An 18,419-nucleotide genomic window follows, 5' to 3' on the forward strand; every position below is an offset into this window, starting at 1 on the left:
GACCCCAAGCCGTTCATCTGGACCAAGACAGCCGAAGAGATCCTCGACTCCCTCGCCCGCCTCTGCCGACGGATCTCTGGCGCAGGACACTAGGAGGGCTTCGGCAGCCCGTGCCCGTGGATCAGGCGGCGGAGGAGTCGAGGAGGGGCAGCAACTCCTCTTCTTCGTACGTGAGATGAGCTTCCAGGTCGAGCGTCAGACGCTCCACCTCGGCACGAGCGGCGGCCGCGTCGCCGCCCGTACCCACGCCGTCCAGGCTCACGACCCGCCGCAGCTCCTTCACCAGCCCGGCGATCTGCTCGTGCTCCTTGCGCAGGCGCTCCAGCGTCAGGGCCGCCGACGGGTGGTTCGTGGCGATGAACGGGAACAACATCGTGTCCTCACCGGTGTGGTGGTTGTGCAGTCCCTGGCAGAAGGTCAGGCAGTTGACGCGGAGTTGGGCGCCGAGGGTGCGCCCGTTGCCGTTTCTCATCTCCTCCCGGATCAGGGCGAGTTCCCGGCGGAAGGCGTCGTGCACGACCTTCATCCCCTCACCGAGGGACGAGGCGTTGACGGTCGGAGGGCCGCTCTGGGCGATCGCGGACAGGGCGACCACCGGGATGAGGCGTGTGGTCTTCTCCTGGTACGCCGCCCAGCCCGGGTCTGTCTCCACTGCCCGGGCCCAGGCCCTCTCCCGCTCCTCGCCCGCAAGGACCACGGCCCGTGCCTCGTACGTGAACGAGCCGCTCTCCACGGTGACTTGGGGGTCGGCGAGGAGATTCCGGTACCAGTCCGGGTGCCGCGGCGAGCCGCCCGCCGAGGCGATGATCAGGACGCGGTCGCCGCCGTCGGGGAGGTAGCCGACGGGGGTGGTGTGCCGGGTGCCGGTACGGGCGCCGGTGGTGGTGAGCAGGAGCAGGCGGGCTTGAGCGAAGTAGCCGGTCAGACGGCCCTTGTTGGCCCGGAACTCGTCGATGATCTTCTGGTTGAAGGCGTTGGGCATTCTCTTCTTTCTCTGTCGCTGGTGTCTTCCGTCGATGTCGATCTCGATCCCGAAGGCAACGCAGAGAAAGGGGCGGACTCCTGGCCCGCCCTGGCCTCACTCAGAGGCCGGGCACCCAACTCGCTCACGGCACATGGCCGACCCGGCAGTCATGGAAGGGGACGGTAGCGTCCGGGACATGACTGACGCCACCGACTTCCAGGCCGTCCCGACGACCACCCTCGCCGACCTCCTCGGCCGTGCGCAGGTCATGGACATCGGCATCCGCCCGCTGTGGGGCCCGGCCGAACGCCTGGCCGGGCCCGCCTTCACCGTCAGCTGCCCGCCCGGGGACAACCTGATGCTGCACGCCGCGATCCATCGCGCCGGGCCCGGATCGGTCGTCGTGGTGGAGTCCGGGGACCTGGACCGGGCGCTCGCGGGCGGCAACGTCTGCGCCGTCGCCCAACGGCGCGGCATCGCGGGCTTCGTCCTGGACGGGCTGATCCGCGACCTGGCCGAGGTGCGGGAGGCGCGGTTCCCGGTGTTCGCCCGGGGGGTCATCCCGATCCCGGGCGCCAAGTCAGTCGTACGCCCGCTGGGCGAGCCGGTGACCTGCGGTGGCGTACGGGTGGCGACCGGGGACGTCGTCGTGGCCGACGAGGAGGGCGTCGTCGTCGTACCGGCCGATCGGCGTGACGAGGTGCTCGCCGCGGCCCGGGCCCGGCTCACGAAGGAGGCGGGCGAGTCGCTGGACGTGTGGGAGGCGGCACATCGGGCGCGTATCGACAAGATCCTGGCGGAGCAGGGCTTCGAGGAATCCCAAGGCTTTACGGGCTGATCCGGTTTCGCGCCGAGCGCCGTTCCCCGATCCTGTCAGTGATGCTTCTCTTCCTGGACGTCGACGGCACGCTGCTCCCCTTCGGATCGGCGCGGTCGTACCCCTCGTACGAGGCGCAGTTCGCGCTGCCGACGGCGGCCGTCGACCATCCGCTGCTCGACCGCGTCGACCCGGCGCTCGGCGCGCGGCTGACCGCGCTGGACTGCGAACTGGTGTGGGCGACGACCTGGATGGACGACGCGAACGTGTGCCTCGCTCCCTGGCTCGGTCTGCCCCCGCTGCCGCTGGTGGACTGGCCGGACGAGGACGAGCTGCCGGCGCCGCTGCACTGGAAGACCCGGCCGCCGGTGGCCTGGGCGGGCGGCCGCGCCTTCATCTGGGTCGACGACGAGATCACCGTCGCCGACCGCGACTGGGTCGCCGCGCATCATCCGGCGCCCGCGCTGCTGCACCGGGTCGACCACCGGTACGGGCTCACCGACCGGGACTTCGCGGTGGTGGAGGAGTGGCTCACCGCCCGTCGGGCCGGGCGGTGAGCCACCCGCCATTCCGGACCATCCCGGATGTCACATCCGCGCAGCAGGCGGTGTCTTCATGCCGACAAGGCACGAACCCGCTGACGTACCGGGAGAGAACGATGACGCTACGAGTCCCCAAGGCCGAACTTCCCGCCGAACTCCGCACCGCCCTGGCCGAACAGCTCGGTGCCGTGCCCGAGCCCGTGGAAGTGCTGTGGAACAACCCGAAGCTCGCCGAGGCCAGCCAGTACCACTCGGCGCAGGTGGCCCGGTGGGACGCGGTCGACGCGAGCCTCAAGAGCTTCGCGCACATGGCCGTGGCCGCCCAGATCGGCTGCAGCTGGTGCCTCGACGTCAACTACTTCCTCGCGCTCGATCAGAAGCTGGACCCGGCCAAGGCGAGCCAGGTGCCGCGCTGGCGCGAATCGGACGTGTTCACGCCGCTGGAGCGGGAGGTGCTCGAATACGCCGAGGCCATGACGAACACCCCGACGACCGTCACGGACGAACTGGCCGCGAGCCTGCTGAGGCAGCTCGGCGCGCCCGCGCTGGTCGAGCTCAACGCCTACATCGGCTACGCCAACATGGCGGCCAGGTGCAACACGGCCCACGGAATCACCTCCCAGGGCTACTCCGACGCCTGCGAGATCCCGCTGGCCGCGCGCCCGTCGGCAGCCGGGACGGCAACGGCGGCATGACCGAGGACCCCTTCGTCGCCCACCGCAGCCTGCTCTTCACGGTCGCCTACGAGATGCTGGGCTCCGCCGCCGACGCGGAGGACGTGCTTCAGGAGTCGTGGCTGCGGTGGGCCGGGGTCGACCGCGCGCAGGTGCGCGACGCGCGGGCCTACCTCGTGCGCACGGTCACCCGGCAGGCGCTCAACCGGCTGCGGACGATGTCGCGCAGCCGTGAGGACTACGTCGGCGAGTGGCTGCCCGAACCGCTGCTGACCAGCCCCGATGTCGCCGAGGACGTCGAACTCGCGGAGAGCGTCTCGATCGCGATGCTGACCGTCCTCGAAACGCTCGGGCCCACGGAACGGGCGGTGTTCGTCCTCCGCGAGGTCTTCGAGATGCCGTACGGCGAGATCGCGGAGGCCGTCGGGAAGACGCCGGCTGCGGTGCGGCAGGTCGGGCGGCGGGCTCGCGAGCATGTGGCGGCCCGGAGTCCGCGGGTGCGGGTGAGCAGGGCGGAGCAGGAGGCTGTGGTCGAACGGTTCCTGGCCGCACTGCGCACCGGCCGGCTCCAGGAGCTGCTGGACGTGATGGCACCGGACGTGGTCATGATCGCCGACGGCGGAGGACTCGCGGCCGCCGCCGCGGAACCGGTCCACGGCGCCGGACTCGTGGCGAAACTGCTCGCCCGCCCGGACCGCTCGGTCTCGGTCGTGTGGCTCAACGGCGCACCCGCGGGCCGGGTCGAGATCGACGGCCGGGTGGCCGCGGTGAGCCTCGTGGTGGAGAACGGCAAGGTCGCCCGCATCCACGCGGTGGCCAACCCGCTGAAGCTGACGCGCCTCGACGAGACGACGGAGCTGTCGCGGTAGGACCCCGCATCGCCCGGCCGGAACGGCGTGGCGTGGCGCACTTTTGCAAGCACGTGCTTGCAATAGTTAGCGAGGGTGGTGCAAGGTGGAGTCATGGCATCGCTCAACGTCGGCAATCTCGGCGAGTACCTGCGCGAGCAGCGGCGCTCCGCGCAGCTGTCGCTCAGGCAGCTCGCCGACGCCGCCGGGGTGTCCAATCCGTATCTGAGCCAGATCGAGCGCGGGCTGCGCAAGCCGAGCGCGGAGGTGCTGCAGCAGGTCGCCAAGGCGCTGCGCATCTCCGCCGAGACGCTGTACGTGCGCGCCGGCATCCTCGACGCCGAGCGGGACCGGGACGAGGTCGAGACGCGCGCCGTCATCCTCGCCGATCCCACGCTGAACGAGCGGCAGAAGCAGGTGCTGCTCCAGATCTACGAGTCCTTCCGCAAGGAGAACGGATTCGGGAGCGGCGCGGGCGACGAGGAGACCGATCAGGCCCCGGAGAACGGCGAGGTGGTCCTGACCGCCGAGCCCGGCCCGGACCCGGCCGCGGCGCAGGAAGCCGTGGAGGACGACACCGCCATAGGCCGCACCCGCAAGGCCCGTGCGGCAGGCGGACGGAAGTCCGCCACGCGCCGCACCCGCACGTCCGACGGCAGCGACGCCGAACCGCACGACCCGCAGCGACCGGCCGGCTGACCACCGGCCCAGGTTGTCCGCGGGACCAAAACCCTCAGCTGAATGCAACCGGGAGGACCATCACCATGGCCATCACCGACGACCTCCGCAAGACCCTCAGCGACCCGACGCCGCTCTACTTCGCCGCCGGTACCGCCGACCTGGCCCTCCAGCAGGCCAAGAAGGTGCCCGGCCTGGTGGAGCAGCTGCGCACCGAGGCCCCGGCCCGTTTCGAGGCCGTTCGCAACACCGACACCAAGGCCGTCCAGGAGAAGGCCCAGGCCCGCGTCAAGGAGACGCAGGCGCGCGTCAAGGAGACGCAGGAGACCCTCCAGACGAAGGTCACCGAGTTCATCGCGACCCTCGACGGCGACATCAAGAAGCTCGGCACCACCCTCGACGCCGACCTGAAGAAGTGGGGCGAGTCCGCCCAGGACATCGCGCTGCGCGGTGTCGGCGTCGCCGCCGAGTACGCCGTCAAGGCCCGTGAGACCTACGAGAAGGTCGCCGAGCACGGCGAGCAGGCCGTGCGGACCTGGCGCGGCGAGGCCGCCGAGGGCATCGAGAACGTCGCCGAGGAGGTCGAGGAGCTCGCCGTGGCCGTCGAGCCCAAGGCCGAGCCGGTCGAGGTCAAGGGCGAGGCCACGCCCGCAGGGGCGAAGGCCGAGCCGGCCGCCGCGAAGAAGCCGGCCGCCGTCAAGAAGGCGCCGGTCCGCAAGCCCACCACCGCGAAGAAGACCACGCCGCCCGCGAAGTAACACGGACGGGTGATCGGTAACGGGTCGGGCACTCCTGGAGGGCCCGGCCCGTTCCCCGTACAGCGGCGTCACCGGAACGGGTACGGTGACCGCGTAGGAACAAGCCGAGTCTGGTGGTGGACGTAGTGCTGATGCAGGGGTTCGCAGGCTTCATGTGGCTGCTGAGCATGGCCTTGATCCTTTTCAGCGGCTTCGCGCTGATCGACGCCGCCACGCGCCGCGAGGACGCCTATCGCGCGGCCAGCAAGCAGACCAAGCCGTTCTGGCTGATCGTTCTCGCGATCGCCTTCGTGGTGAACCTGATCTTCAACATCCTGTCGTTCCTGCCGGTGATCGGGCTCGTCGCGACCATCGTGTACATGGTCGACGTCCGTCCGGCCCTGCGCGGCCTGCCGGGCGGCGGACGCAACCGCCGCCGGGGTTCGAGCAGCGACGGCCCGTACGGCCCGTACAACGGCGGCCGCTGAGCCGGGTGCCCCGAGGGGCGCCGCTCGGCTTCAGCCTTCCCGGTCCAGCAGCAGCACGGCGACGTCGTCCGTCAGCTCGCCGCCGTTGAGCTCGCGCACCTCGTTCACGGCCGCCCGCAGCAGCGCCTCGCCGCCCAGACCGTCGGCGAGCTGGCGCCGCACCATCTCCACCATGCCGTCCTGGCCGAGCCGTTCCTTGCCCGTACCGATCCGGCCCTCGATCAGCCCGTCGGTGTAGAGCATCAGGCTCCATTCCCGCCCGAGATCCACCTGCATCCGCGGCCACCGCGCGCCCGGCAGCATGCCGAGTGCGGGGCCGTTGTTGTCGTACGGCAGCAGCCGTGCCGGCCGGCCGGGCCGGGCGACCAGCGGGGACGGGTGCCCGGCCAGACACAGACCGGCGCGGCGGCCGTCCGGCGAGATGTCCACCGTGCACAGCGTCGCGAAGATCTCCTCGTCGGAGCGCTCGTGCTCCAGCACCTGCTGAAGGGTCCCGAGGAGCTGGTCGCCGCACAGGCCCGCCAGCGTCAGCGCGCGCCAGGCGATGCGCAGCTCCACGCCGAGCGCCGCCTCGTCCGGGCCGTGCCCGCAGACGTCGCCGATCATGGCGTGCACGGTCCCGTCCGGGGTGCGCACGACGTCGTAGAAGTCACCGCCGAGCAGGGCGCGTGAGCGTCCCGGGCGGTAGCGGGCGGCGAACCGCAGGGAGGAGCCCTCCAGCAGCGGCGTCGGCAGCAGACCGCGCTCCAGGCGGCGATTCTCCTGCGCGCGCATCCGGCCCTCGGCGAGGCGCCGCTCGGCCGTGTCGGAACGTTTCCTCTCGACGGCGTAGCGGATGGCCCGGCTGAGCAGCTGGGTGTCCAGTTCATCCCGGAAGAGATAGTCCTGGGCGCCGACCCGCACCGCCTCGGCGCCGCGCTCGGCGTCGCCGGACGCGGTGAGCGCGAGGACGGCGTGCCGGGGCGCGAGCTCCAGCACGTGCCGGAGCACGGCGAGCTCGTCGTCGTCGGCACCGCGGCCCGGGGCCGGCAGTGCGAGGTCCAGCAGGATGCAGTGGACGTCGTCGGTCAGCAGCCGCTCGGCCTCGGTGAGGTTGCGGGCCGTGCGGACACGGATCGGCCGGCCGGCCGCGTCCTGCAGTTCGGGCACGACCGCTGAGCCGCCGGGATCGTCCTCGATCAGCAGCAGCGTCAGGTTGGTGGTGGCGGCGTGGTTGTCGACCGTTGCTTCCTTGCGCGGATTCTCGTCCTTGGAGGTGCCGTCTGGTTGCGCGGCTTGAGCCTGACCACTCTCCGCGGCCGGAATCGCTCTCTGCCGCGGTATGGGTACGGGCATCGTCTTGAGTTCCTTCCCTCCCCCCGAGGGCGTGGTGGGGCGAGAGATCTCGATCCACCGACGGGGACCATAGCGGGTGGTGGTGCCGTAAAGGAATGGTGTGAGACACGCCGCTTGGAGAGGCGCCAGCGTCATATGCCGCGATCCGTACCGCAGTTGGACAGGAGAGCCCACCGGCCGGAATGACGAAGGTCACGTCCACCATGGGTTTATAGGGGTGTTCGGCGTGCCCTGGGTCACGTGACCTGCCTCTCAGGCGTCGGGCCTGACCACCCCGAGGATCGGCATCGACCCCGCGCCCGTGATCGTCACCGTCCGTCCTGGCCGTGGGGCGTGGACGATCGCGCCGTCACCGATGTACATCCCGACATGGGTGGCGTCATGGAAGTAAATGACCAGATCGCCGGGCCGCATGTCCTTCACGTCGACGTGCTTCAGCTGCTTCCACTGCTCCTGCGAGGTACGCGGAATGGCGTGTCCGGCATCGGCCCAGGCCTGTGAGGTGAGCCCGGAGCAGTCGTAGGTCCTCGGCCCCTCCGCGCCCCACTCGTACGGCTTCCCGATCTGGGCGGTGGCGTACGCGACCGCCTCTCTGCCCCGCGCGGACGCCTTGCCCTTGATCTCGTCGAGGACGCCGGAGTCGAGCCAGGCGGTCTGGGCCTTGAGAGCGGCCTGCTCCTCCAGCTTGGCGAGGCGCTCCTTCTCCTTCTTCGCCAGCCGGTCCTCGAGCTTCTCCGCGGCCGAGATCTGCTTCTTGATCTTCGTCCGGGCGGCGTCCTTCGCCTTGCGGTTGGCCTCCAGGTCCTTCCACCGGGCGGAGGCGTCCTTGGCGTACTGCGCCAAGTCCTGCTGTGTCCGGGTCAGTTCCCCGATCAGGCCCTTGGCGGCGCGCTCGCCCTGCATGGTCCGGTCCGCACCGTCGAGAAACTCCTGCGGGTCGTCGCTGAGCAGCAGTTGGGCCTCGTCGGGCAGCCCGCCGGTGCGGTACTGGGCGGCGGCCGCGGCCCCCGCCCGCTTCTTCAGCCGGTCCAGCTTCTTCTGGCCCTCGACGGTCTTCTTCGCCAGCTCGACGATCGCGGCGGACTGCTTGTCGGCCTTCTCCTCGGCGGCGTTGTACGAGTCGGTGGCGACCGCGGCGTCGTGGTAAAGCTTGTCGAGTTTCGCCCGAACGGCCTCAAGGTCCTTGTCCGCGGCGGGAGTGGAGGAGGCGGACGGGCTGGAGCCCGGCTCGGGGACGGCGAACGCCGTGCCCGGCACGGCCAGCACGGTGACCGCGCACGCCACGGTCACGGCCATTGCGATCAGGCCGCGCCTGCCCGTACCCATACCGTCACCCCAAACTGATTTACCGTCAGTAACTTACGGATGCCTGGGGGATAGTGCCATGACGACGTGCAAAACGACAGAGCGCGTCGTAATGCGGATTTCCCCCTCCCCGTCCGCCCGCTGACGATCTCCCCGCCTTTGTGACGAACGGCTCACCGCGATCGTTCCCCGCAGGTCAGCCAGGTAGTGGCAGTCAGCCACGCGGAGCCAACGCGCCCCACTCCACCGTCACTTCACCCTGCCGCCACCGCACGGCCCCGTCGGCCAGAGGCCAGTCACCCGCAAGATCCCCCACGGCCCGCACCCACCGCTGCCGAGCCCCGTAGGAGGCATAGGGGGCGGCCGCAGCCCAAGCCCGATCGAAGTCGCGCAGAAAGGCGTGCACCGCTTCCCCGGGCACATTGCGATGAATGAGCGCTTTGGGCAGCCGCTCCGCGAGATCGGACGGCCGCTCAAGAGACCCCAGCCGGGCGGCGAAGGTGACCGTCCGGGGCCCCTCCGCCCCGAGCGCGACCCACACATGCCGCCGCCCGATCTCGTCACAGGTCCCCTCGACCAGGAGCCCCCCGGGCGCGAGCCGGGCACACAGCCGCTCCCAGACCCCGGCGACCTCACCCTCGTCGTACTGCCGAAGCACATTGGCGGCCCGCACGAGCATCGGCCGCTCGGCGATGGGAATCTCGAACCCGCCGTGCACGAACACAAGCCCCTCCCGCTCGTAGGACTTGGCGGCGGCGACCCGCGCAGGCTCGATCTCCACACCCACCACACGCACCCGAGACGCAACGGTCCGAAGTCGCTGCAGAAGCTCCACGGCGGTCCAGGGAGCAGCCCCGTACCCGAGGTCGACAGCGACCGGAGCCTCAGCCCGCCGCAGGGCGGCCCCGTGCACGGCGGCGATCCACCGATCCATCCGCCGCAGCCGGTTGGGATTGGTGGTCCCACGCGTCACCGCGCCCACGGGACGGCGGGCGGCGCGGGATCTCATACGTACGAGGGTATGCGGCCCCAGCGGACGGCCACCGCACTCGCGCAACGGCCACAGGCCGCCCAGGCGCCCCTCACGCCATCCCCACGCACCCAGGCCCCGAACAGTTGAGCGACACGCGGTAATGCCTGGGCAAAATTAACGACGCCCGGAATGGGAACCCGCTCCTCCGCTGTTGCCTCCCTTGGAGGGAGCCCCACACCCTCCCCCCGGCATGCCCGCACAAGGAGGAACGCCACGTGAGCCAGTACGTCAGCAGGCTCGGGCGTCGCTCGCAGGCAACGCCCCCGCGGCTCCGGCTCCACCGCCGCCCCCGCCGCGTGGCGATGCTCTCCGTGCACACCTCCCCCCTGCACCAGCCCGGCACCGGCGACGCGGGCGGCATGAACGTCTACATCGTCGAGCTCGCGCAGCGCCTCGCCGCGATCAACATCGAGGTCGAGATCTTCACGCGCGCCACCGCCGCCGCCCTCCCTCCGACCGTGGAACTCGCCCCCGGCGTCCTCGTCCGCCACGTGGACGCCGGCCCCTACGAGGGCCTGGCCAAGGAGGAGCTCCCCGCCCAGCTCTGCGCCTTCACCCACGGCGTGATGCAGGCCTGGGCCGGCCAGCGCCCCGGCTACTACAATCTCGTCCACTCCCACTACTGGCTCTCCGGGCACGTCGGCTGGCTCGCGGCCCAGCGCTGGGGCGTCCCGCTCGTGCACGCCATGCACACCATGGCGAAGGTCAAGAACGCCAACCTCGCCGACGGCGACACCCCCGAGCCCGCCGCCCGCGTCATCGGCGAGACCCAGATCGTGGAGGCGGCCGACCGCCTCATCGCCAACACCGCGGAAGAGGCCGACGAACTCGTACGCCACTACTGCGCCGACCCGGCGAAGGTCGCCGTCGTCCACCCCGGCGTGAACCTCGACCGCTTCCGCCCCGCCGACGGCCGCGCGGCGGCCCGTGCCCGCCTCGACCTCCCGCAGGACGCGCTGATCCCGCTCTTCGCGGGCCGCATCCAGCCCCTGAAGGCCCCGGACATCCTGCTGCGCGCGGTCGCCGCCCTCCTCGACCGCCGCCCGGAGCTGCGCTCCCGCATCCTGGTCCCCGTCGTCGGCGGCCCCAGCGGCAGCGGCCTCGCCAAGCCCGAGGGCCTGCAGAAACTCGCAGCCCGCCTCGGCATCGCCGACGTCGTACGCTTCCGCCCGCCCGTCGGCCAGGAGCAGCTCGCGGACTGGTTCCGGGCGGCCTCCGTCCTCGTCATGCCGTCGTACAGCGAGTCCTTCGGCCTGGTCGCCATAGAGGCACAGGCGGCCGGCACCCCCGTGCTCGCGGCGTCCGTCGGCGGCCTCCCGGTCGCCGTCCGCGACGGGCAGACCGGTTTCCTCGTACGAGGCCACAACCCCGCCGACTACGCCCGGGTGCTGAGCGACTTCGCCGACGACCCGGCCCTGCCCACCCGCATGGGCGCGGAGGCCGCGCGGCACGCGCAGTCCTTCGGCTGGGACACCGCGGCCGCCGCGACGGCCGACGTCTACACGGCCGCGATGCAGGCACACCGCCGTCGCGTACGCTCCCACCATGGCTGATGCACAGAACGCGGCCCAGGTGATCGAGAGCGTCCTGAAGGACGCCGAGCTCGAATGGGAGAGCCCCGCGGCCGGCAACTACGTCGTGCAGCTCCCCGGCACCCGCAAGCTGAAGACGACCGTCTCCCTCCTCGTGGGCCGCCACTCCCTCTCCCTGAACGCCTTCGTCATCCGCCACCCCGACGAGAACGAGCCGGGTGTCCACCGCTGGCTCCTGGAGCGCAACCTCAAGCTGTACGGCGTGAGTTACGCGGTCGACCGCCTCGGTGACGTCTACGTCACCGCCCGCCTCCCCCTCTCCTCCGTCACCCCGGACGAGATCGACCGCCTCCTCGGCCAGGTCCTGGAAGCGGCGGACGACAGCTTCAACACCCTGCTGGAACTGGGCTTCGCCACCGCGATCCGCAAGGAGTACGCGTGGCGGGTGGCGCGGGGCGAGTCGACCCATAACCTGGACGCGTTCACCAACCTGACCCAGCGCCCCGCTGACTGAATGAAGACCCGTACCTGATTGCCCCCTGCAGGACCCTTTCCCGGCCCAGGGGCCACGTGCCATGCTCACGCCCGACGCAGATCTGAACGTCGTTCACATCCATGAAAGTCGCGAAAGCTGCATGGGAAGGACGTACGGAATGGGCACGGCGCACCACGGCACGGCCAACGGCATGACCAGACGCAGTCTCCTCGTCGGCGCCACGGCGGTGGCCGCCGCGGCGGTCACCACGACACCCGCCCTCGCCACCACGGCGGGCGCCGGTCAAGTACCCACGCTCTGGCGGGAGTTCACCCGAGCCCCCTTCACCCACCCGCAGATCCCGTACGTCGGCCGGGCCGGCTACGGCCGCGGGGCGGCGCGCTTCCCCCGCCGCCCCGTCGTGGCCGACGTACGCGACTACGGAGCCGTGGCGGACGGCACCACCGACTCCGCCCCCGCCATCAACCGTGCCATCGCCGCCGCCGGAAGGGCCGGCGGTGGCACGGTCACCATCCCGCCCGGCACCTTCCGGATCGACGACCTGATCCAGATCGGGCACGACAACGTGGTGCTGCGCGGCGCCGGAAGCGCCCGAACGACGCTCTACGCCACCAAGAACCTCACCGAACTGATCGGCGTCTACGGCTCCCGCTACGGCGGCACCAAGTCGTCCTGGTCCTGGGCCGGCGGTCTCATCTGGCTGTCCCCGAAGGCCCGTTGGGACTCCCTGGTCGCCGCCATCAGGGAGCAGGCGTGGCCCTTCGAGGGCTGGACCGGCAACAAGCGGGACGAGTGGGAGATCCTGACGCCGATCGAGCCCGCGCGGCAGGGCTCCTGGACCGTGAAGGTCGCGGACCCCTCCCGCCTGCGACCCGGCACCCTGGTCCTGCTCCAACTCGCCGACGACCCGGCCCACACCCTCCTCCAGCACATGGCGGGCGGCGGCCCCGGCCCGGCGGCGTACTACTGGGAGGACAAGACCAAGCTCCTCAGCTACGTCCCCTACGAATGGCCCGTCCGCATCGCCCACGTCCGCGGCCGCACCGTCACCCTCGAGCGCCCGCTCCCGCTGGACCTGCGTCCCGAATGGACGCCCCGATTCACCACCCATGTGCGGGAGTTGACGGGCGCCGGCGTCGAGGGCCTGACCCTCCGGATGATTCCGACGCCGCAGTCAGAGCACCTCCTGGACAAGGGCTACAACGGGGTCGTGCTCCAGTGCACGTACGACTGCTGGGTGGACGACGTCGCGGTACGCGACGTGGACAACGGCTTCGGCCTGGTCGCCGCGTCCTCCTGCACCCTGCGCCGCACCCGGGTCGGCGGCCGCGGCGAGCACCACCCCTACTTCTGCCGCGAGGGCTCGCACGACAACCTGGTCGAGGACTTCACCCTCGAGGAGCGCACGGTGCCCGCCCCGGCCAACACCCAGCTGCACGGCATCAACGTCGAGGGTCTGTCCTCCTACAACGTCTGGTCCCGCGGCGACATGCGGATGGGCACCTTCGACAGCCATCGCGGCCTGCCCTTCGCCAACGTCCGCACCGACATCACGGTCGACAACAACGGCCGCCACGGCGGCGACGCCAGCGCCGGCCCGCTCTTCGGCGCCCGCTTCACACACTGGAACGTCCGCGTCACCAACGGCAGGGCGGGCCTGGTCAAGATCGACGGACTGGCGCCGTACTCCGCGACCGTCGGTGTCAACGAGGTGACGGAGTTCGACCAGATCGACACCCCGGACTTCACGGGTGATCTGCACTCCCGACTGGAGCTCTATCCCACGACGGACACGGTGCGCCCGCGCAACCTGTACGAGGCGCAACGGGAGTTGTAGGTCAGCCGCGCGCCGTCCGCGCGTACCGCCCCGGCGTGACCCCCACCAACTTCCGGAAATGCCGGGTGAGATGGGACTGGTCGAAGAACCCCGTGGCGGAGGCGACCTCCCCCGCCGGGCGCCCGTCGAGCAGCAGCCGGCGCGCCCGGTCCACCCGCCGCGAGTTCAGATACTGGTGCGGCGCGATCCCGTAGGCCGTGCTGAACGCCCGTACCAGATGCGCCGGATGGGCGTGGACGAGCGCCGCGGCCTCGTCGAGCGCGAGCCCGTCGACGACGTGCTCGTCGAGGAGCTCACGCAGCCGGCGCGCGAGCGCGGGGTCGGACCGGGACGCGCCGCGGACGTCGCGCGGCCGCAGATGGCCGCGCAGCCGCTCGCCGATGAGCGTCAGCCTGCTCTCGGCCTCCAGCTCGTCCCCGGCGTGCGCGAGGGCGGCGTGCAGCTGGCCGACCCGCGTGCGCAGCACGGGATCGCGCAGGTCGGGCTGGTCGACGGCGGCCCCGATGAGCTCGTCGGAGATGCGCGTGGCGTCGAGATACAGGACCCGCTTGCGGAAGCCGTGCGGCGTGGCGGGGGAGCCGTTGTGCGGGACGTGCGGCGGCAGCAGGGTGACCGTGTCGTGCGGAGTGCCGTGCTCGTGCCGCTCGAGGTCGTACCGTACGGCCCCGTCGTCCACGATGAGCAGCGTCCACGCCTCGTGGACGTGCATGGGGTAGGCGTACTCGGTGAAATGGGCGTGGAAGACCTCGACGACGCCGGGTACACGGGGCCGCCAGGCGGACACTTCCGGCTGCGAGGCCATGCAAAGAACGTACAAGACGAGGCCGTGGGCCGGTCGGCAGTCTCGGAGTATGAGCGACGACGCACCCATCCGTTTCGACACCAAGATCACCGTCCTGCTGCGCGAGGACCTGGAGCCCTGGCAGCGTCTGAACGTCACGGCGTTCCTGGTCAGCGGCCTGGGCAGCCAGATCCCCGAGGTGATCGGCGAGCCCTACGAGGACGCGGACGGCGTCCAGTACCTCCCCATGTTCCGCCAGCCGGTCCTGGTCTTCGAGGGCACGAAGGAGACCCTGAAGTCGGCCCACGCGAAGGCCCTCTCCCGCGCCCTCCCGCGCTCGGTCTTCACCTCAGACCTGTTCACCACGGGCAACGACCGCGACAACCGGGCGGCGGTGCGCACCGTGGGGACGGACGGGCTGGACCTGGTGGGACTGGCGGTCTACGGACCGAAGAACGCGGTGGACAAGGTGATCAAGGGTGCGCGGATGCATCCGTGAGACGGGAGCGGGCATCCCAGGTCTCAGCTTGCGGAGACCTCCGCCGCACCGGTGGGGGCGGCCGCCACCGCCGTAGCCGTCTCCACCGTGGGAAGCCGCCGCATCAGCGCGCCGTACCCGACGGCCGCCGCCATGCCCACGACCGCGCACAGCCCCCACAGCCATTCGGCCCCGAACCGGTCGATGACCAGGCCGGACATCAGCGGTGCGACGAGCGCGGCGAGGGACCAGGACAGGGTGTACATGCCCTGGTAGCGGCCGCGGCCGTGCACCGGCGAGAGCCGGACGACCAGGCTGGTCTGCGTCGGCGCGTTGACGATCTCGGCGAGGGTCCACACGCAGACGGTGAGCGCGAAGACACCGACCGACCCGGCGAAGGCGGTGAGCCCGAAGCCGTATCCGGCGAGCAGCGACGAGATCACCAGCAGCCGGCGCGGGTCCCGGCGTTCGATGAACCGTGTGACGGGGATCTGGAGCGCGACGATGATGACGCCGTTGAGCGCGATCGCCATGCCGTAGTCGGCGGGCGTGAACCCGGCCTTGCCCATCGCGACCGGCAGACCGATCGAGCCCTGCTGGAAGACGACGGCGACGAGGAAGGACAGGCCGACGACGCTCATGTAGCGCCCGTCGCGCAGGACGGTCCCGAGCCCGACCTCGGCCTTCTCCGCAGCCGCCCGCTGCGGCCGGGACTCGGGCAGCTTAAGGAAGACCAGGACCGCGCAGACGGCCGTCATCGCGGCCTCGATCAGGAACCCGGCGAGGTAGCTGAACTCGGCGATGAAGCCCGCGGACATGGAGGAGACGGCGAAGCCGAGGTTGATGGCCCAGTAGTTGAGGGAGAACGCGCGCACCCGGTCCTCGGGCCGGACGATGTCGGCCATCATCGCCTGCACGGCGGGCCGCGAGGCGTTGCCGGCCATGCCCACCAGGAACGCGACCGCAGCGATGGCGACCGGGTCCTGCATGAAGCCGAGCAGGGCGACGGAGGCGGCGGTGGCGGACTGGGCGATCAGCAGGGTGGGCCGGCGGCCGAGCCGGTCGGTCATCACGCCGGCACCGAGCGAGGAGACGACCCCGCCGAGCCCGTGCAGGGAGGCGACGAGACCGGCGTACGAGGCGGAGTAGCCGCGGTCGATCGTCAGGTACAGCGCCATGAAGGTGGCGACGAACGCCCCGAGCCGGTTGACGAGGGTGCTGGTCCACAGCCACCAGAACTCGCGGGGGAGTCCGGAGACGCTCTCCCGCGCGGCACGTCTCAGACTGGCGACGGACATCAGGATCCCCCACGGCACGGCAAGAAAGTGTGTAAGTGCCCCAACGGGCAGGCACAACTTACAAAGCCGCCATCCTCACCGGCCACTCAATTAACGGATCCCGTCAACTGTCCGGCTGATGGGCGGGCCTGCTGTGGCCCGAATGCGTGGATTACGCTCTGACGCATGGCCGACGCACCGTACAAGCTGATCCTCCTCCGCCACGGCGAGAGCGAGTGGAACGCGAAGAACCTGTTCACCGGCTGGGTGGACGTCAATCTCAACGAGAAGGGCGAGAAGGAGGCGGTCCGCGGCGGTGAGCTGCTGAAGGACGCCGGCCTGCTCCCCGACGTGCTCCACACGTCGCTCCAGAAGCGCGCCATCCGCACCGCGCAGCTCGCGCTGGAGGCCGCCGACCGCCACTGGATCCCGGTCCACCGCAGCTGGCGCCTGAACGAGCGCCACTACGGCGCCCTCCAGGGCAAGGACAAGGCGCAGACCCTCGCCGAGTTCGGCGAGGAGCAGTTCATGCTGTGGCGCCGCTCGTACGACACGCCGCCCCCGCCGCTCGAGGACGGCACGGAGTTCTCCCAGTCGGACGACCCGCGCTACGCGACGATCCCCCCGGAGCTGCGCCCCCGCACGGAGTGCCTGAAGGACGTCGTCGGCCGCATGCTCCCGTACTGGTACGACGGCATCGTCCCGGACCTCCTGACCGGCCGCACGGTCCTGGTCGCGGCCCACGGCAACAGCCTCCGCGCCCTGGTCAAGCACCTGGACAACATCTCTGACGCGGACATCGCGGGCCTCAACATCCCGACCGGCATCCCCCTCGTCTACGAACTCGACGCCGACTTCAAGCCCCTCACCCCGGGCGGCAAGTACCTCGACCCCGAGGCGGCGGCGGCAGCGATCGAGGCGGTCAAGAACCAGGGCAAGAAGAAGTAGTTTTTTGTGATCATGCCTCCCACCTGCGCGTACGGCGCGGATGGGAGGCATTTTCATGCGCTGGAACCTCTCTGGAACCTCAGTCTTGGAGGCCCTGAGGCCGAAGAGCCCTGCCGAGAGCCTTCCTGGCCCTGTCACGACTGCTTGGCATGAGGTGCGCGTACACCTTCAGCGTCAGACCCGGGTCGGAGTGCCCGAGGTACTCCGCGAGGGCCTTGATGCTCTCCCCTGCGTCCAAGAGCACGGACGCGTAGAAGTGTCGGAGCGCGTGCATGCCGTGCTCGCGGGCACCGACATGCTCGCGGCTCTTGGCCTTCGGGATGACGCCTGCCTTCGCGAGCGCTGGCTTCCAGTGATCCTCGTTCAGCGAGGTGCGCCAGATGTGTCCGCCGTTGGGCCCCGAGAAGATGAGCCGACGGGTCACGGGTTGGCCGTTCGCTCGCATCCACGGCAGCTTGATCTCCACAGGCGGGAACTTCTTGATGTGCTCCTGTAGCGCCTCCGCCACGGGGTCGGGGAGAGGCACGTCACGGAGCTTGCCGCCCTTCGGGGGCGCGAACACGGCCGTGCTCAGGCTCAGCTTGAGTTGCTGCACCACGTGCAGCGTGCCGCTGTCGAAGTCGATGTCGTCGACGGACAGTCCGAGGATCTCCCCTCGCCGCAGACCGCATCCGGCGCCGACGTCGACCATCGGTCGGAAGCGCTCGACCATGGCGGCGCGCACGGCGAAGACGCGCTCATGCTCCCAAGGCACGACACGGCGCGCACCCATGGCCGGCGGGGTCACCGTGCGCGAGTGGCAGGGGTTCCGGCGTAGGCATCCGTCCTCTACGGCGGCGGAGAGCACGGCGCGGACGTTGGAGAAGATGACGCGGGCGTAAGAGCCGGACATGCCAGTCTCTTCGAGCTGTGTCACGAACTCGCGGATGTGGCTCGGCTGGAACGACCAGAGCTGACGCGACCCGATGCGGGGGAAGGCGTGCAGCTTGAGCTGAGACTCCATCGACGCACGCGCGTTGGGGTCGCCCTCTGGCTCGCGAGCCACTTCTTCGCGAGCTCCTGTAACGTCGTACGGGACGCGTTCGGGTCGATGAAGTCGCCGCGGGCCACGTCGGCTTGCATGGCGCACGGACGACCTCGCTGTCGATTCCCTACGGAGCGATCATTCGCAATTCCTAATTGGCAGCCGAGTCGTCGTGTGGCACCGGGCGGCCAATCAGTGCAAGCCACAAGCGGCAGAGCTTTGTCAACCACACCCGGCGCCCCTGGTGGGTGAACCATACGAAGGGCTCGGTCACGTCCGCGGGAGTGGTGTATCGACGGCCACTCGGTGATCTCGTTTCGAGGCTATGCGGTGAGTTCGGTGGGCAGGTCGGTGTCGTCGGTTTCTGACTCGATCGGGTGGAGACGGGCCTTGGCGAGGAGGTCGCGGCCCATGTAGCGGCGGGCCTCGGTCCACTCGTCGTTCTGCTCGGCCAGCACCGGGCCGAGCAGGCGGATCACGGCGGTGCGGTCGGGGAAGATCCCGACGACGTCGGTGCGGCGGCGGATCCCTTGTTCAGCCGCTCTTGCGGGTTGTTCGACCAGATCTGCCGCCAGATCTCGCGCGGGAACGCGGTGAAGGCCAGCAGATCATGCTGGGCGGCGTC

The 18,419-nt window shown here is 70.5% G+C and carries 18 protein-coding genes and 2 pseudogenes; 12 read left to right on the top strand and 8 right to left on the bottom strand.

The window, feature by feature from the left end:
* Positions 1-121: 121 nt before the first annotated feature.
* Positions 122-982, bottom strand: coding sequence for a nitroreductase/quinone reductase family protein (locus ACGFYN_RS45975; RefSeq protein WP_393871965.1), 861 nt, complete (start codon positions 980-982; stop codon positions 122-124).
* 178 nt (positions 983-1,160) lie between these two features.
* Between ACGFYN_RS45975 and ACGFYN_RS45980 the strand changes: the two genes are divergently transcribed.
* The 7 genes from ACGFYN_RS45980 (at position 1,161) to ACGFYN_RS46010 (ending at position 5,748) form a co-directional block, all read left to right on the top strand.
* Positions 1,161-1,802: an RraA family protein gene (locus ACGFYN_RS45980; RefSeq protein WP_393871966.1), complete on the top strand. Its 642-nt coding sequence runs from the start codon at positions 1,161-1,163 to the stop codon at positions 1,800-1,802.
* Between the two features lie 41 nt (positions 1,803-1,843).
* A complete protein-coding gene (locus ACGFYN_RS45985) occupies positions 1,844-2,338 on the top strand; it encodes an HAD domain-containing protein (RefSeq protein WP_393871967.1) in 495 nt (164 codons plus the stop codon).
* Positions 2,339-2,439: 101 nt separating this feature from the next.
* Positions 2,440-3,018: a carboxymuconolactone decarboxylase family protein gene (locus ACGFYN_RS45990; RefSeq protein ID WP_393871968.1), complete on the top strand. Its 579-nt coding sequence runs from the start codon at positions 2,440-2,442 to the stop codon at positions 3,016-3,018.
* A complete protein-coding gene (gene sigJ, locus ACGFYN_RS45995) occupies positions 3,015-3,866 on the top strand; it encodes an RNA polymerase sigma factor SigJ (protein WP_393871969.1) in 852 nt (283 codons plus the stop codon). The genes ACGFYN_RS45990 and sigJ overlap by 4 nt, the downstream gene beginning before the upstream one ends.
* 93 nt (positions 3,867-3,959) lie before the next feature.
* Positions 3,960-4,544, top strand: a complete 585-nt coding sequence (locus ACGFYN_RS46000; RefSeq protein WP_393871970.1) for a helix-turn-helix domain-containing protein — start codon at positions 3,960-3,962, stop codon at positions 4,542-4,544.
* Positions 4,545-4,609: 65 nt separating this feature from the next.
* On the top strand, positions 4,610-5,281 hold the full coding sequence (locus tag ACGFYN_RS46005) for a hypothetical protein (protein WP_393871971.1): 672 nt from the start codon (positions 4,610-4,612) through the stop codon (positions 5,279-5,281).
* A 131-nt stretch (positions 5,282-5,412) separates the two neighbouring features.
* Positions 5,413-5,748 carry a DUF2516 family protein gene (locus ACGFYN_RS46010; RefSeq protein ID WP_393871982.1) on the top strand — a complete coding sequence of 112 codons (336 nt, stop codon included), beginning with the start codon at positions 5,413-5,415 and terminating at the stop codon, positions 5,746-5,748.
* Between the two features lie 30 nt (positions 5,749-5,778).
* On the opposite strand, the gene ACGFYN_RS46015 is transcribed toward ACGFYN_RS46010, so the two are convergent.
* The 3 genes from ACGFYN_RS46015 to ACGFYN_RS46025 all read right to left on the bottom strand — a co-directional run bounded on the left by ACGFYN_RS46015 (position 5,779) and on the right by ACGFYN_RS46025 (position 9,397).
* Positions 5,779-7,083, bottom strand: a complete 1,305-nt coding sequence (locus tag ACGFYN_RS46015) for a PP2C family protein-serine/threonine phosphatase (protein WP_393871972.1) — start codon at positions 7,081-7,083, stop codon at positions 5,779-5,781.
* Between the two features lie 252 nt (positions 7,084-7,335).
* Positions 7,336-8,409, bottom strand: coding sequence for an NlpC/P60 family protein (locus ACGFYN_RS46020; protein ID WP_393871973.1), 1,074 nt, complete (start codon positions 8,407-8,409; stop codon positions 7,336-7,338).
* A 193-nt stretch (positions 8,410-8,602) separates the two neighbouring features.
* Positions 8,603-9,397 carry a class I SAM-dependent methyltransferase gene (locus tag ACGFYN_RS46025; RefSeq protein ID WP_393871974.1) on the bottom strand — a complete coding sequence of 265 codons (795 nt, stop codon included), beginning with the start codon at positions 9,395-9,397 and terminating at the stop codon, positions 8,603-8,605.
* 239 nt (positions 9,398-9,636) lie between these two features.
* Between ACGFYN_RS46025 and mshA the strand changes: the two genes are divergently transcribed.
* The 3 genes from mshA to ACGFYN_RS46040 all read left to right on the top strand — a co-directional run bounded on the left by mshA (position 9,637) and on the right by ACGFYN_RS46040 (position 13,286).
* Entirely contained in the window at positions 9,637-10,974 is a 1,338-nt protein-coding gene (gene mshA, locus ACGFYN_RS46030; protein ID WP_393871975.1) for a D-inositol-3-phosphate glycosyltransferase, read from the top strand.
* Positions 10,967-11,467 (top strand): YbjN domain-containing protein, encoded by a 501-nt coding sequence (locus ACGFYN_RS46035; RefSeq protein WP_393871976.1) that lies wholly within the window; start codon positions 10,967-10,969, stop codon positions 11,465-11,467. The genes mshA and ACGFYN_RS46035 overlap by 8 nt, the downstream gene beginning before the upstream one ends.
* Before the next feature lie 172 nt (positions 11,468-11,639).
* Positions 11,640-13,286: a glycosyl hydrolase family 28-related protein gene (locus tag ACGFYN_RS46040; RefSeq protein ID WP_393871977.1), complete on the top strand. Its 1,647-nt coding sequence runs from the start codon at positions 11,640-11,642 to the stop codon at positions 13,284-13,286.
* A gap of 1 nt (position 13,287) precedes the next feature.
* Here the strand turns inward: ACGFYN_RS46040 and ACGFYN_RS46045 are convergent, their stop codons facing one another.
* Positions 13,288-14,088, bottom strand: coding sequence for an AraC family transcriptional regulator (locus ACGFYN_RS46045; protein ID WP_393871978.1), 801 nt, complete (start codon positions 14,086-14,088; stop codon positions 13,288-13,290).
* 49 nt (positions 14,089-14,137) lie between these two features.
* Here ACGFYN_RS46045 and ACGFYN_RS46050 point away from each other — a divergent pair, with 49 nt between their 5' ends.
* Complete coding sequence (locus ACGFYN_RS46050; RefSeq protein ID WP_393871979.1) at positions 14,138-14,566, top strand: DUF2000 family protein; 429 nt, start codon at positions 14,138-14,140, stop codon at positions 14,564-14,566.
* A gap of 23 nt (positions 14,567-14,589) precedes the next feature.
* On the opposite strand, the gene ACGFYN_RS46055 is transcribed toward ACGFYN_RS46050, so the two are convergent.
* A complete protein-coding gene (locus ACGFYN_RS46055) occupies positions 14,590-15,843 on the bottom strand; it encodes an MDR family MFS transporter (RefSeq protein ID WP_393871980.1) in 1,254 nt (417 codons plus the stop codon).
* 165 nt (positions 15,844-16,008) lie between these two features.
* Between ACGFYN_RS46055 and ACGFYN_RS46060 the strand changes: the two genes are divergently transcribed.
* Positions 16,009-16,770 carry a phosphoglyceromutase gene (locus ACGFYN_RS46060; RefSeq protein WP_393871981.1) on the top strand — a complete coding sequence of 254 codons (762 nt, stop codon included), beginning with the start codon at positions 16,009-16,011 and terminating at the stop codon, positions 16,768-16,770.
* 79 nt (positions 16,771-16,849) lie between these two features.
* Here ACGFYN_RS46060 and ACGFYN_RS46065 read toward each other — a convergent pair.
* Together ACGFYN_RS46065 and ACGFYN_RS46070 are read right to left on the bottom strand one after the other, a co-directional pair.
* Positions 16,850-17,892: pseudogene (locus ACGFYN_RS46065) on the bottom strand (tyrosine-type recombinase/integrase); the annotation flags it as partial.
* A 225-nt stretch (positions 17,893-18,117) separates the two neighbouring features.
* Positions 18,118-18,419: pseudogene (locus ACGFYN_RS46070) on the bottom strand (transposase); the annotation flags it as partial.

This window comes from Streptomyces sp. NPDC048419 (assembly GCF_043200415.1).
In the GTDB taxonomy this organism is placed as follows: domain Bacteria; phylum Actinomycetota; class Actinomycetes; order Streptomycetales; family Streptomycetaceae; genus Streptomyces.

Excerpts from the sequence above, each read along its gene's own strand:
- ACGFYN_RS46035 (WP_393871976.1), top strand. The coding sequence starts at position 10,967 with ATGGCTGATGCACAGAACGCGGCCCAGGTGATCGAGAGCGTCCTGAAG.
- ACGFYN_RS45990 (WP_393871968.1), top strand. The coding sequence starts at position 2,440 with ATGACGCTACGAGTCCCCAAGGCCGAACTTCCCGCCGAACTCCGCACC.
- ACGFYN_RS46060 (WP_393871981.1), top strand. The coding sequence starts at position 16,009 with ATGGCCGACGCACCGTACAAGCTGATCCTCCTCCGCCACGGCGAGAGC.
- sigJ (WP_393871969.1), top strand. The coding sequence starts at position 3,015 with ATGACCGAGGACCCCTTCGTCGCCCACCGCAGCCTGCTCTTCACGGTC.
- ACGFYN_RS46040 (WP_393871977.1), top strand. The coding sequence starts at position 11,640 with ATGACCAGACGCAGTCTCCTCGTCGGCGCCACGGCGGTGGCCGCCGCG.
- ACGFYN_RS45985 (WP_393871967.1), top strand. The coding sequence starts at position 1,844 with ATGCTTCTCTTCCTGGACGTCGACGGCACGCTGCTCCCCTTCGGATCG.
- ACGFYN_RS45975 (WP_393871965.1), bottom strand. The coding sequence starts at position 982 with ATGCCCAACGCCTTCAACCAGAAGATCATCGACGAGTTCCGGGCCAAC.
- ACGFYN_RS46055 (WP_393871980.1), bottom strand. The coding sequence starts at position 15,843 with ATGTCCGTCGCCAGTCTGAGACGTGCCGCGCGGGAGAGCGTCTCCGGA.
- ACGFYN_RS46020 (WP_393871973.1), bottom strand. The coding sequence starts at position 8,409 with ATGGGTACGGGCAGGCGCGGCCTGATCGCAATGGCCGTGACCGTGGCG.
- ACGFYN_RS46045 (WP_393871978.1), bottom strand. The coding sequence starts at position 14,088 with ATGGCCTCGCAGCCGGAAGTGTCCGCCTGGCGGCCCCGTGTACCCGGC.
- ACGFYN_RS46015 (WP_393871972.1), bottom strand. The coding sequence starts at position 7,083 with ATGCCCGTACCCATACCGCGGCAGAGAGCGATTCCGGCCGCGGAGAGT.
- ACGFYN_RS46000 (WP_393871970.1), top strand. The coding sequence starts at position 3,960 with ATGGCATCGCTCAACGTCGGCAATCTCGGCGAGTACCTGCGCGAGCAG.
- ACGFYN_RS46025 (WP_393871974.1), bottom strand. The coding sequence starts at position 9,397 with ATGAGATCCCGCGCCGCCCGCCGTCCCGTGGGCGCGGTGACGCGTGGG.
- ACGFYN_RS45980 (WP_393871966.1), top strand. The coding sequence starts at position 1,161 with ATGACTGACGCCACCGACTTCCAGGCCGTCCCGACGACCACCCTCGCC.
- ACGFYN_RS46010 (WP_393871982.1), top strand. The coding sequence starts at position 5,413 with ATGCAGGGGTTCGCAGGCTTCATGTGGCTGCTGAGCATGGCCTTGATC.
- ACGFYN_RS46050 (WP_393871979.1), top strand. The coding sequence starts at position 14,138 with ATGAGCGACGACGCACCCATCCGTTTCGACACCAAGATCACCGTCCTG.
- ACGFYN_RS46005 (WP_393871971.1), top strand. The coding sequence starts at position 4,610 with ATGGCCATCACCGACGACCTCCGCAAGACCCTCAGCGACCCGACGCCG.